This is a genomic window from Clostridium aromativorans (assembly GCF_020908015.1).
Lineage (GTDB): Bacteria > Bacillota > Clostridia > Clostridiales > Clostridiaceae > Clostridium_B > Clostridium_B aromativorans.
Window position 1 is genome coordinate 35,287 of record NZ_JAJJPB010000006.1, and the last position, 13,542, is coordinate 48,828.

13 protein-coding genes are annotated in these 13,542 nt (G+C 33.3%); 1 reads left to right on the top strand and 12 read right to left on the bottom strand.

Annotated features, from left to right (window positions below):
• Positions 1-114 precede the first annotated feature (114 nt).
• Both LN736_RS06945 and purB read right to left on the bottom strand, forming a co-directional pair.
• The gene (locus LN736_RS06945) at positions 115-1,557 is read right to left on the bottom strand and encodes an NAD(P)/FAD-dependent oxidoreductase (protein ID WP_150355442.1); all 1,443 of its coding nucleotides are present in this window, start codon (positions 1,555-1,557) and stop codon (positions 115-117) included.
• A 23-nt stretch (positions 1,558-1,580) separates the two neighbouring features.
• Positions 1,581-3,011: an adenylosuccinate lyase gene (gene purB / locus LN736_RS06950; protein WP_150355441.1), complete on the bottom strand. Its 1,431-nt coding sequence runs from the start codon at positions 3,009-3,011 to the stop codon at positions 1,581-1,583.
• A gap of 202 nt (positions 3,012-3,213) precedes the next feature.
• On the opposite strand from purB, the gene LN736_RS06955 reads away from it, so the two are divergent.
• The gene (locus LN736_RS06955) at positions 3,214-3,459 is read left to right on the top strand and encodes a DUF378 domain-containing protein (RefSeq protein ID WP_378061205.1); all 246 of its coding nucleotides are present in this window, start codon (positions 3,214-3,216) and stop codon (positions 3,457-3,459) included.
• Positions 3,460-3,601: 142 nt separating this feature from the next.
• Here the strand turns inward: LN736_RS06955 and LN736_RS06960 are convergent, their stop codons facing one another.
• The 10 genes from LN736_RS06960 to rimO form a co-directional block, all read right to left on the bottom strand.
• Positions 3,602-3,865 (bottom strand): HPr family phosphocarrier protein, encoded by a 264-nt coding sequence (locus tag LN736_RS06960; protein ID WP_150359086.1) that lies wholly within the window; start codon positions 3,863-3,865, stop codon positions 3,602-3,604.
• Between the two features lie 123 nt (positions 3,866-3,988).
• Complete coding sequence (locus LN736_RS06965) at positions 3,989-5,182, bottom strand: pyridoxal phosphate-dependent aminotransferase (protein ID WP_150356422.1); 1,194 nt, start codon at positions 5,180-5,182, stop codon at positions 3,989-3,991.
• Between the two features lie 56 nt (positions 5,183-5,238).
• Complete coding sequence (locus LN736_RS06970) at positions 5,239-5,595, bottom strand: SMR family transporter (RefSeq protein ID WP_150356423.1); 357 nt, start codon at positions 5,593-5,595, stop codon at positions 5,239-5,241.
• Positions 5,592-6,878 (bottom strand): hypothetical protein, encoded by a 1,287-nt coding sequence (locus tag LN736_RS06975; protein WP_150356458.1) that lies wholly within the window; start codon positions 6,876-6,878, stop codon positions 5,592-5,594. The genes LN736_RS06970 and LN736_RS06975 overlap by 4 nt, the downstream gene beginning before the upstream one ends.
• Before the next feature lie 23 nt (positions 6,879-6,901).
• Positions 6,902-7,762 carry a decaprenyl-phosphate phosphoribosyltransferase gene (locus tag LN736_RS06980; protein WP_150356424.1) on the bottom strand — a complete coding sequence of 287 codons (861 nt, stop codon included), beginning with the start codon at positions 7,760-7,762 and terminating at the stop codon, positions 6,902-6,904.
• Positions 7,763-7,926: 164 nt separating this feature from the next.
• Positions 7,927-8,187: a stage V sporulation protein S gene (locus tag LN736_RS06985; protein WP_150356425.1), complete on the bottom strand. Its 261-nt coding sequence runs from the start codon at positions 8,185-8,187 to the stop codon at positions 7,927-7,929.
• 154 nt (positions 8,188-8,341) lie between these two features.
• Positions 8,342-9,886, bottom strand: a complete 1,545-nt coding sequence (rny, locus tag LN736_RS06990) for a ribonuclease Y (RefSeq protein WP_179977242.1) — start codon at positions 9,884-9,886, stop codon at positions 8,342-8,344.
• Positions 9,887-10,155: 269 nt separating this feature from the next.
• Positions 10,156-11,196, bottom strand: coding sequence for a recombinase RecA (gene recA / locus LN736_RS06995; RefSeq protein ID WP_229981268.1), 1,041 nt, complete (start codon positions 11,194-11,196; stop codon positions 10,156-10,158).
• Between the two features lie 230 nt (positions 11,197-11,426).
• Complete coding sequence (pgsA, locus tag LN736_RS07000; protein ID WP_150356428.1) at positions 11,427-12,014, bottom strand: CDP-diacylglycerol--glycerol-3-phosphate 3-phosphatidyltransferase; 588 nt, start codon at positions 12,012-12,014, stop codon at positions 11,427-11,429.
• Entirely contained in the window at positions 11,998-13,338 is a 1,341-nt protein-coding gene (rimO, locus tag LN736_RS07005) for a 30S ribosomal protein S12 methylthiotransferase RimO (RefSeq protein ID WP_229981258.1), read from the bottom strand. The genes pgsA and rimO overlap by 17 nt, the downstream gene beginning before the upstream one ends.
• Positions 13,339-13,542 lie beyond the last annotated feature (204 nt).

The window sequence follows — 13,542 nt, forward strand, 5'->3', positions numbered from 1 at the left end:
AGCTATATTATCAGGATATGAAACTCCATGTAATATTGCAATCAAGTTATATTCAGGTTCAAAGAATTGGAGCTGCCGCAAATTGATTATACGGCAGCCTTCATAATTTAAAATCTATTTCTGTATTTTCATCACATTTATCCGATTTACCCTTTTAGGAAGTATGGAGGATCCTGGACCTCTCTGTTTAACTTGTTCTTCAGGTATATCCATTTCTCTTGCTATGAGTTTTCTGACCCTAGAACCGCAAAATGCCCCCTGGCACATGCCCATGCCAGCCCTTGTACGGCGTTTGACTCCATCAATGGATATTGTCCTTACCGGTCTATTTAATGCATCTACAATTTCCGCTTCCGTTACCCTTTCGCATCTGCATATAATATGTTTTTCAGGCTCTTTTGCATTTATGTCTCCATCAAAATTTTTATCCTTTTTTACTATAATAGGTTTTCTATAGGGATTAAAATCATCTTTTTCCTCCAGCTTTACTTTCTTGCTCAATATATTTACTACTTCCTCTGCTATGGCTGGAGCAGAAGTAAGTCCCGGTGAATCTATGCCCGCTACATTTATGAATCCCTCTACTTTTGTCTCTTCTATTATGAAATCTCTGGTACTGCTGGTAGGCCTCACTCCTGCAAAAGAGGTTATAGCTTTTTTCATGTCAAAACCCTCTACAGATTTCCTGGCGGTTTCAACAATGTAATTCAGCATTTCCTCATTCGTATTCACATCTTCCTTGTTTGAAACCTCCTGGGCGTTTGGGCCTATCATCAGATTGCCATGATAGGTGGTAGTCACTAAAATTCCCTTGCCCTTTTCCGTAGGTACCTGAAATATTACACTATTCACCAGGTAGGACTGATCCCTGTTGAAAAGGACATATTCACCTTTCCTTGGAATTATATGAAAATGGTCCAGGCCAACCATATTGGATATTTTATCACTGTAGACCCCCGCTGCATTTATTACATATCTAGCCTCTATCCTCTCCTGGCTGGTAACTATTTCAAAATAATTTTCCTTTCTATTTATGCCTATAACTTCACTTTCCAGTTTCAAATCCACTCCATTTTCCACTGCATTTTCTGCCAGTGCTATGGTGAATTCATAGGGAGAACAAACTCCTGAGTCTTTACAGTAGAGAGCCCATTTAACCTCATTGTTCACATAAGGCTCCATCTGTCTTACCTTTTCGCCGTCTATTATCTCCATTCCCCCTACACCATTTTTTATACCATTATGATACAACTTCTCAAGATGTTTTTTCTCTTCATCTGAAAAAGCTATTACAAGGGAGCCTGTTTCTCTGTAGCCAAAATTCAACTCCCTGTTTAACCTGTCATACATCCTGTTTCCCTTTACGCATAATTTAGCCTTTAAAGTACCCGGCGTGTCGTCATATCCTCCATGCACTATACCGCTGTTGGCTTTAGACGCCCCACAGGATACATCATCCTGTTTTTCTATCAGACAAATTTTTAATTTATATCTGGAAAACCTTCTTGCAATGGCTGAACCTTCCACTCCTGCTCCTATAATGGCAATATCGTACATATACAATCCTCCCATATATTAGACTAGACATTTATCTGGGCCTCTTTCCCCAGATACTGTTTATTATTTTCAAGCATTGGGCTTATTTGGCTCTCTATAAAATCCACCACTTGGCCTGGTGCCCTTCCAACAAATTTTTCGGGACTCACCAGAGACAGTATCTCTTCTTTTTTCATTTTAAAAAATGGGTCTTTTATAATTCTTTCCAAAAGATCATTTTCCTTTCCCTCTGATTTCACCCTCTTAGCTGCTTCCATAGAATGAATCCTGATTCTCTCATGAAGTTCCTGTCTATCCCCTCCTCTTTTAACAGCTTCCATTATTATATTCTCCGTAGCCATAAATGGAAGTTCCTTAAGTACATGGGATGCAATTGTCTTTGGATAAACCACCATATTTTCAGATACATTCATATATAAATTTAAGACCCCGTCCAGTGCCAAAAATGCCTCAGGAAGGACTATCCTCCTGTTTGCAGAATCATCCAGGGTTCTTTCAAACCATTGAGTCGAAGCAGTTATAGCCGGGTTCAAGGCATTCACAATTATATATCTGCACAGAGAGCCCATTCTCTCACATCTCATAGGATTCCTTTTATATGCCATGGCTGAAGAGCCTATCTGATTTTTTTCAAAAGGTTCCTCCATTTCCTTCATATTTTGAAGTATCCTGAGATCATTGCTGAACTTATAAGCACTTTGTGCTATCTCTGAAAGAGTATTTAATATTATGGAATCGAGCTTTCTGGTATAGGTCTGTCCTGTAACCATAAATTCCTGATTGAATCCCATCTTCTCCGTCACCATTTTATCCAGCATCTTTACCTTTTCTTCATTGCCGTTAAACAGATCCATGAAACTGGCCTGAGTTCCCGTAGTTCCTTTTACTCCTCTGAATCTGATTTTATCAATGACAAAATCAATATTTTCCATATCCAGATATAGATCCTGTATCCAGAGAGATGCTCTCTTGCCAACTGTAGTGAGCTGGGCAGGCTGAAGATGTGTAAATCCGAGAGTGGGAAGATCTTTGTATTCAAGTGCAAAATCCTTGAGATAATTTATCACATTCAGTATTTTTCCCCTCACTATGTAAAGTGCCTTTTTCATAATTATAAGATCTGTATTATCCCCTACATAACAGCTGGTTGCCCCCAGATGTATTATTCCCTTGGCCTTAGGGCACTGAAGTCCATAGGCATATACGTGGCTCATCACATCATGACGTACTTCCTTTTCTCTTTTTTCTGCATCCTCATAATTTATATTTTCCACATTGGCTTTCAATTCATCTATTTGTTCAGAAGTTATATTGAGCCCAAGCTCTTTCTCACACTCAGCCAGAGCTACCCAGAGTTTTCTCCAAGTTTTAAATTTCATCTCATCGGAAAATAGATAACTCATTTCCCGTGAGGCATACCTTCTATTTAATGGGTTATTGTATGTATCTCTCATGATAAAATACCTCCGTACATATACTATAATTTAATTGTTTTCATTCATATTATAACATATATTTATATTATATTATATTATTATATTCGTATAATCTTATAAAAGTGTACAAACTGTTCTATTTTACAAAGTTACTAATATACTTTAATTAGAAAAAGTATATTGTATGGAGGTGAATTTTTATTGAGGTTCGAATCTAAGAATGACTTATACAGCCTCAGTAAATGAAAGTATGTATAAATTCAGTATAATAGACAAAATTTCTTTAATATTGACCATCATAGGTGCAATAATTTGGGGACTTATAGGTTTATTTAATTTTAACATAATTCAAATTATATTTGGTGAACCTTCCAATCTAATCGGAAGGATAATAGACATACTCATAGGTGTAGCAGGTATTGACATGATTATATTGCTTTTTAAAACTAAAAACAGCTGCAAATAAAATGAGAAGACCTTTCATTGGTCTTCTATTTTATTCACAGTTATTCTTTTATCAAGCATTGGTTTTTGTAAAAGGTTGAGGTGGAAAAACACTACCCATAATAGGACTCCACTTTAACCAAAAATCACTCAATTAAAATTGACTATAATGTTTCCAATGAATTTATTAATTTGATAATTTCTTCTATGGCCAATGACTCGTCATCACCAGATGCAGTTATTTTAACAGTTGAATTCTTGGTTACACCTAATGAAAGTACTCCAATTAAACTTTTTATATTCGCCTTTTTTCCATCAAATTCTATGGATAAATCAGATTTAAATGAAGAAGCTTTCTTAACCAGTAGTGTTGCAGGTCTTGCATGTAATCCTGTAGGGCTTTTAACTATAACTTCTTTAGAAACCATTTAATTCACCTCTATCTCAGTTTATTGTTGTTATAACAGATCTCAAATTCTTCTTAATTATTATACCATTTTTTATTAATATTTGAATAATAATTTTTACATTTCAGTATAAATAATCTAATATTATTTTAACTTTAGCACAAACTGTTCTATCCTATCCAGTCCTTTTTTTATATTTTCCATGGAAGTAGCATAAGACAATCTTACATATCCATCTATTCCAAATCCTAGTCCAGGCACTACCGCAACTTTTTCTTTTTCAAGCAGCAGATTTGAAAATTCAAGTGAATTCTCTATTTTTTGTCCATTAATAGTTTTTCCGAAAGTTTTTGATATATTCAGCATCACATAAAAAGCTCCTTCTGGTTTTAAACAAGAAAGTCCTTCAATCGCATCTATTTTTTTTATCATATATTCTCTTCTTTTTTTAAATTCACCTACCATGTTCTCAATCTGAGTACTTTCTCCATGTAAAGCTGCCAATGCAGCATACTGAGCTATGGAATTGGGATTTCCTGTAGTATGACTTTGAATGTTGGACATTAATTTGACTATATTTTTATCTGCAGCACAATACCCTATTCTCCATCCTGTCATGGAATATGTTTTAGAAACCCCATTTACGACAATTGTTCTTTCATAAGCATCCTGAGATATACTTGCTATACTAACATGACAGTTGTTTCCATAAATGAGTTTTTCATATATTTCATCTGACAAAATAAATATATCCTTCTCTTTGGCAAAATCAGCTATTTCTTTTAGTTCCTTCTCTGAATAAATGCTTCCTGTTGGATTATTAGGACTGTTGATTATGATCATTTTAGTTTTTTCAGTATAAGCCCTTTCTAAATCTTTTACAGTATACTTAAAATTATTCTCTTCCTTTGTATTAACAAATACCGGTACTCCATCCGAAAGCCTAACCAATTCAGGATAACTTACCCAATAGGGAACAGCTATAATAACCTCGTCTCCTGGATTTAATATGGCCTGGAATGTATTGCAGAGACATTGCTTTGCCCCTGTAGATATTATAATTTGATCTGTACTGTAGCTTAGATCATTGTCCACTTTAAATTTTTTTAAAATGGCTTCCTTAAGCTCTAAAATTCCAGAAGCAGGAGTATATTTTGTATAACCTTTTTTCATAGCAGCTACAGCAGCTTTTTGAATATTCTCTGGAGTATTAAAATCTGGTTCTCCAGCACCAAATCCTATTACATCTATTCCCTGAGACTTCATTTGCTTAGCTTTTGCAGTTATTTCCAGAGTTATAGACGATTGAATTTTTTCAGCTTTTTTTGACAATATCATTTTTATTCCTCCCTTTATTCAATTCACAATACAAAATTCACAGTTAATAAAAATTTTCAGCTTCTTGAAACCAATATCACTCCTACTATTATAAAACCCACTCCCAATATTCTCATAAGAGTTATATTTTCCTTGAATATAAAATAGGAAAATAGCATGATTATTATATATCCTAAACTCACCATAGGATATGCATAACTCAATTCTACCTTACTCAAAATTTTTATCCATAGGAGAAAACTCAGTCCATAGGATACAATTCCACACATTACAGGAATATTCTTCAATATGGATAAAATACTTGGTAATAAATATTTTAATGTAAAATCTAGCTGCAAATTTACAGCACCATATTTCACAAGTACCTGACCCATAGCTCCTAAAAATACCGATATCAATATCAATGAAGTCATAATCTTATCCCCTTAAATTTAAATGCCAAATATTTCAATGCAAAATAAAAATAACAAACAAACACAAATGTTTCAGGAAAAGCATATCTTCCCTGACCCTCTGTTACAAAATAAACTGAAGTAAACATAAAAAACAATATCAGCATATATAATTTGAACTCATCCAGTAAGTGACTTTCACCCTTGAAGATATTGAATAGTACTTTTAAAAAGTATATTAAAATATATATTATGGCAGGTAAAAAAACTAACAATCTTATAAAAATACTACTTGAAAATATCAAGCTATTGAGATTATGGCTTATTCCACTACCATAAGTACTGTACAATATATCATCTCCGAAAAAGTATGTGTTAAATAACCTCTTAAATCCCAATTTGATAAATTCTACAGGATGTGATTTTATCCATTTTTTCGCGGCATTACTTAACATTTTATTCTGCTGAGTTCTATTGGCATTTTTATATTGGCTGGTTTTTGCAATGGAATTCTCCACTTTATTTACATCCATCCATCTTCCATTACCATTCTGGGAATTATTGTTTATATATAAGACTATACCACCATTATTAGATACATATGTAAGCTGCCCCATTAATTTTGTGTTTCTGTATATCCAAGGTGAAATGACAACCCCACACACGATAAGCACAACAAGAGAATTTCTAAGGGATAACAGAAACTTTTTATGTTTTATAAAATCAACTAAAAACACAGCAAAGAAAAATACAATAAAAAAAGGTTTTATCATCGTGTTTAATCCTGTAAGTATACCTATGAGAAGATATTTGTATTTTGCATCTCCAAAGTAAAGACAGGTTATAGCCAAAAGTAAGCTTGTAAACATCAATTCCGTACCTAAAATACTATTATATACTATATTGCTGGGAAAGAGTACAAACACAAAAAATATTATTTTTCTGTCAATTTCCCTTAATTTTACTTTAAATAAAATATATTTTAAACACATATAATTTACAAAAGTAAAAAACAAATTAAATACTTTTGCTATAAAAACACTGGCCCCAAATAATTTAAATACTCCCGCCAGCACTATGGGGTATCCCACTGAAGTATAAGTATCTCCCCACTGCCCACCTCCAGCTATACTCACTGCTAAATTATAGTAATAACTAAAATCTGAAAACGGAACTGATTTTACAAATAATATCCACAACACAGATAAGAACATTCCAAATCCCATGACTATATTGTAATATTTGCTGCTATTTTTGTCGTTTTTTATATAATCTCCACTATTCCAAAAATTCTTAATCTCCATACTCAATTGATTTCCCTTCTGCTTTACAATTTAAGATATATTATAATTATAACAATTACTATCCATAATAGTATATTTATTAAAAAAGGAATATCCCTCTCAAAGACATCTTCCGGCTTCCCTCCTATATTTTTCCTATCCATTAAATACTCATACCTAAATATACCATATAGTACAAAAGGTATGGTAAACATCATAGTCCTACTTTGTGTAGAAGAAAAAGTATAAAGGCAGTAAGCCATTAGTACAGACGGATTCACTATAGTAAGCATTTTATCAATATTTTTTACAGAATATTTTTCCAATATCTTTCTGGAAGAACTGCTCTTATCTTTTAAAGTTATAATTTCACTCTTTCTCTTATTAAGTCCTAAGAACAAGGATAAAAGCACTGTACACAGAATTAACCAGGGTGATACTTCGACTCCTGTGGCCAAACTTCCACTTGCAACCCTCAAAACAAATCCAAAAGCAATAGTCATAACATCTATTATAACTAAATTTTTAAGTACAAAAGAATACAATATATTTACTATTATATATGTTAAATACACTGACAAAATTTTTACATTTAAAAAAGTACAGGAAAAATATACTATTGAAATAAACAATATAACATCTAAAATAACCGCTGCGCTTTTAGATATACGTCCGCTTGGAAGAGGTCTTTTTCTCTTATCAGGATGGCATCTGTCTTTTTCCACATCTACAATATCGTTCAATATATAGATTATAGAAGATGTGATACAAAATAGTACAAAAGTTATTACATTGACCTTTAATAGATCCAATCTTAAAAAATTTCCCGAAAAAATAACTGCTGCAAATACAAAAAAATTCTTAATCCACTGCTTAGGCCTCATCAATTCGAGTGCTGCCATCATAATTTTTCCCCCAAACTATATACATACTACAAAATTACTATATACCTTTTTACATTTTAACACAGTATTTCATATAGTCAACACAGCTTCTTAAACTATGTATGCAATTCATATATAAATAAGGACTTGAGATAGCTCCACAAGTCCCACATAAAATTTATTTTTTATCTTGGCTGCACAATAAGCTTAATTGCAGTTCTCTCTTCACCATCTATTTCAATGTCCGTAAATGCTGGAATACATATTAAATCGATTCCACTAGGTGCTACAAATCCTCTGGCAATAGCTATGGCTTTAATGGATTGATTCAACGCTCCTGCACCTATAGCCTGTATTTCAGCGGCTCCTCTCTCTCTTAGAACCCCTGCTAATGCTCCTGCAACTGAATTGGGACTTGATTTTGCTGAAACCTTTAATACTTCCATAATAAACCTCCTATATATTATAATAATATCTTTATTTATTATTGTTATTAAATATACTATTCTACAAAAGATCAAAAATTCCTTTTAGGTTTTGTAAAGGTTACAAAACCTAAAAGGAATACTTTCTTTCTATACTATTATAAAATTTTATTTATTATTTTGCATATTCAATTGCACGAGTCTCTCTAATAACATTTACCTTAATCTGACCAGGATATTCTAGTTCCTCTTCTATCTTTTTAACTACATTCCTTGCCATTTCAAAGGCCCCTGCATCATCAATATCTTCTGGTTTAACCATAATTCTAAGTTCTCTTCCCGCTTGAATGGCATATGACTTTTCTACGCCTTCACATGTATTTGCTATTTCCTCTAATTTTTCCAAACGCTTAATATAAGCTTCTAATGTTTCTCTTCTAGCTCCAGGTCTTGCTGCAGATATTGCATCTGCTGCTTGAACAAGCACCGCTTCTAAAGATTGAAATTCTACATCCCCATGGTGAGCTGCAATGGCGTTTACAATTATTGGTGATTCTCTATACTTTTTAGCAACCTCTGCGCCTATAACAGCATGAGGTCCTTCAACTTCATGATCCACAGCTTTCCCTATATCATGAAGTAATCCAGCTCTTTTAGCTATGGCAGGATCTATGCCAATTTCTGAGGCCATAAGGCCCGCTAAATATGCAACTTCAATAGAGTGCTTTAGGACATTCTGGCCATAACTAGTCCTGTATTTTAACCTACCTAATAATTTTATTAATTCCACATGAAGACCATGCACACCTGTTTCAAAAGTGGCCTGCTCTCCCTCTTCCTTAATATCACTTTCCAGTTCTTTTTCGGCCTTTTCAACCATTTCTTCAATTCTCGCTGGGTGTATCCTTCCATCAATTATAAGCTTTTCCAGTGCTATTCTTGCAACTTCTCTTCTTATAGGATCAAATCCTGACAATATTACTGCTTCAGGTGTATCATCTATGATCAAATCCACACCTGTCAAAGTTTCAAGAGCTCTTATGTTCCTACCCTCTCGCCCTATTATCCTTCCTTTCATTTCATCATTGGGCAGAGCTACAACATGTACTGTTGTCTCAGCTACATGATCCGCAGCGCATCTTTGAATAGCGCAAGTTATAATTTCTCTAGCTTTCTTATCAGCTTCCTCTTTAGCTTTGGTTTCCATTTCCTTAATCATCATAGCAGATTCATGTTTTATTTCTTTTCTTACTTTCTCTAATAAAATATTCCTAGCCTCTTCTGAACTCAAACCTGACAATCTTTCAAGTTCATCTCTTTGTTTTTGATATAATTCATCCACCTTTATCTGTAACTTATCAACTTCCTGCTGTTTTTTATCCAGATTAATTTCTTTTTTTTCAAAAGCATCACTTTTTTTATCAAGCAATTCTTCTCTCTGTATTAATCTTCTCTCCAGCCTTTGTACTTCATTTCTCCTATCTCTAGATTCCTTTTCAACATCATTCTTTAATCTATGAATTTCTTCTTTAGCTTCTAGTATAGCTTCTTTTTTCTTGGATTCGGCTTCTCGCATAGCCTCTTCCTTCAATCTATTAGACTCCTCTTGAGCCTGTGCTTTTATAGCCTTTGCCTTATTTTTAATAATACTAAATTCAACTAGTAAGACAGCAACTATTATTATACCAGCAATAATCTCATATATTATTACGGAATTCACATGAACACCTCCTTTGCTCCTATTATAAAATCTATATCTCATTTAAATATGTAAGCATAGAAAAGGTGTCATATTATTCAATTGGCAATTCCTAAATATACGATAAACCAGAATTTGTCTTAATTTTATATTATATTTTAATTATTGTCAAGTTATATACATCTTATTCCATATATTAAATATTCCTTAAATTCGGATGGAGTTTGCCTATTTGAATCGATGATAAATATAAAATCGCAGGATAATTATCTCGCGATTTTATATTTGCATCATATATCCATATGTTTTTGCTCATTTTTTTTCGTACTTGGCTTATTATCTTTTTCGTTTTTATTACCTGTCGAAGGCTTTTTTAACTCAGGTAAATTGTACTTTTTTCTTATTTTACTTTCTATCTCAAATAAAATATCCTGATTTTCTTTTAAAAATTGCTTTGCATTTTCTCTTCCTTGTCCAAGCCTCGTTTCCTTATAGGAGAACCAGGAACCACTTTTCTGTATTAGTTCCTCTCTTACACCTACATCAAGCACATTTCCCTCTCTTGAAATACCATGATTGTACATTATATCAAATTCAGCTTGTTTAAAAGGAGGAGCTACCTTGTTCTTTGTTATTTTTACCCTCGTTCTATTACCTACTATTGTATCTCCCTGCTTTATGGCATCTATTCTTCTTACATCCATTCTAACAGAAGCATAAAATTTTAGTGCCCTTCCACCTGGAGTAACTTCAGGGTTTCCAAACATAATTCCCACTTTTTCTCTCAGCTGATTTATAAATATGGTTACACATCTTGATTTATTTATAGAAGACGTGAGTTTTCTGAGAGCCTGGGACATAAGTCTTGCTTGAAGTCCTACATGGGAATCTCCCATTTCACCTTCTATTTCAGCTTTGGGAACTAAAGCTGCCACCGAATCCACTACTAGAACGTCTATTGCATTTGATCTTACCAGTGCCTCTGCAATCTCAAGAGCCTGCTCTCCGCTGTCTGGCTGGGATACAATCAAATTCTCTATATCTACGCCTAAATTCTTTGCATAAGCAGGATCCAGCGCATGTTCTGCATCTATAAAAGCCGCTGCACCACCTGATTTTTGAGCTTCAGCAATTATATGAAGGGCTACCGTAGTCTTGCCCGAAGACTCAGGTCCAAATATTTCTATTACCCTCCCCCTGGGCACTCCTCCAATACCAAGAGCTATATCCAAATCAAGACATCCTGTGGATATAGCGTCTACATTTAAAACACTATTCTCTCCCAGTTTCATTACAGCGCCCTTTCCAAATTGCTTTTCTATCTGCCCCATGGCAGATTCTATAGCCTGTAACTTTTCATTACTTAAATTTCCCAAAGGATCACTTCCTCTCTTATGCGAACGCATGTTCTAATTAAATTATATACCATACATTTTAACTAGTCAACAGGTTTAAATTAATTATTTTACATCACTATACCAAAACTACAGATTTCCATTATCCACCTAAAATATATATTTTAATTATGTACAACATAATTGCATTTTAATCAACAAATTTATTATTTATCCGGCTTTAGTACTTCCTTATTTTTTACAAAATAATCTATTCCAGAAATTAATGTCATAATTATTGCTATGGCCATGGCAATATCAGTAGCCAAATTTAAAATTCTGTGAGGATGATATAAAAAACTTCTCAGCAGTCCAAAAGATATATGGTTGTAGTCCAAATTTATAAGTGCAAGTATTATAGCCACTATTTGCGTTACAGTTTTAGCCTTACCCCATGGGCTTGCAGCTATTACAATTCCCTCTGCCGCTGCGACAGCTCTAAGTCCAGTTACTGCAAATTCCCTTGCTATTATAATCATTGCCACCCAGGTTGGTATTATATGATATTCCACCAGAGATATAAGAGCTGCCGTAACTAAAAGTTTATCTGCCAAAGGATCCATAAATTTTCCAAATCTAGTAACTTGATTTCTGCTTCTAGCTATATATCCATCTAATTTATCCGTTATTGATGCCAATATAAAAATAGCTATTGCAATAATTTTTCCATAAGGCATATCTTTTATAGCCATAAAAATCAAGAAAAATGGAATCAGTAACATTCTAAGTATCGTAAGTTTATTCGCCAAATTCATCACATACAACTCCCACCAAATCATATTGAATACTACGGATTATTTTTACATTAATCATAGTACCTACTTTTAACCCTTTTTCACATTTTATATATATAAGCCCATCTATATCCGGAGCCATTTCATAGTTTCTTCCATACCACAGCTTCCCCTTTTTGCCCTCTACAAGTACTCTATACACATTTCCAATTTTGCTTTTTCCGGAAGCCTTAACAATTTCCTGCTGCAGTATCATCAATTCGCCTTCCCTTGCGGATTTTATTTCCTCCGGAACTTGATCTTTCATTTTAAAAGCTGCAGTTCCCTCTTCTCTTGAATACTTGAAAACCCCCATATTCTCAAACTTCATGGATTTTACAAATTCCTTCAGCTCATTAAAATCCTTCTCAGTCTCTCCTGGAAACCCAACTATTATAGTAGTTCTAATGGAAATATCTTTGATATTTTTTCTAAGCTCACCTATAATTTTTATTATATCCCTTTTTCTTCCTTTTCTTCCCATATGTTTCAATATATTATCACTTATATGCTGAAGAGGTATGTCTATATAATTGCACACCTTGTCATTGGAGGCAATTTCATCTATAAGTTCCCCTGTTATCTCTTCAGGATAGCAGTAAAGAAGTCTAATCCACTCTATTCCAGAAATTTTAGATATACTTCTGATGAGTTCAGGAAGCATCTTCCTGCCATATATATCAATTCCATATTTCGTAGTATCCTGTGCAATAACTATTATTTCCTTAACTCCATGAAGGGCTAGATCATTACATTCCTTTATTAAACTCTCCATGCTCCTACTTCTATATTTTCCTCTAATTTTTGGAATTATGCAATAGGTACAGCAATTATTACATCCCTCTGCTATTTTCAAATAAGCTCTGTAAAAAGGTATAGTAAGTTTCCTCCTGCCTTCATATATATTGAAATCGCTATAATCACAATTATAAATTTTATCATCTGTATTTTCAATACATTTTTTTATACTTTTATTTAATTTATCATAATCATTTACTCCCAACATCACATCTATTTCCGGCAATAATGACATAAGTTCTCTTCCATACCTTTGAGCTAAGCATCCAGTAACTACAAGAATTTTGCAATTAAATTCTACTTTATAATTTGACATTTGAAGTATGGTATCTATGGATTCTTGCTTAGCTGCTTCTATGAAGCCGCAGGTATTTACAATTATTACATCAGCCAGTTTTAAATTTTCAACTAGAATATACTCTTTTTCAATGCTATTCAATATTATTTCAGAATCTACTCTATTTTTATCACAGCCCAAACTTATCAGTCCAATTTTCAATTTACCCACTAAATTTCCTCCTGTTAAATCATTTTAATATTCAATATTAATATAAGTTAAATTAACCTTTATATCAAGTTATTCTTAGGTTCAACGGATATTGTAAATATCAAAGTTCAGAGAATAAATAACACTTAACGAAGATTTTCGGTCAATCCAAAAATCCACCAAAATTGATATTTAAACTTTGTACTTTAATTATGAATTGTGCAC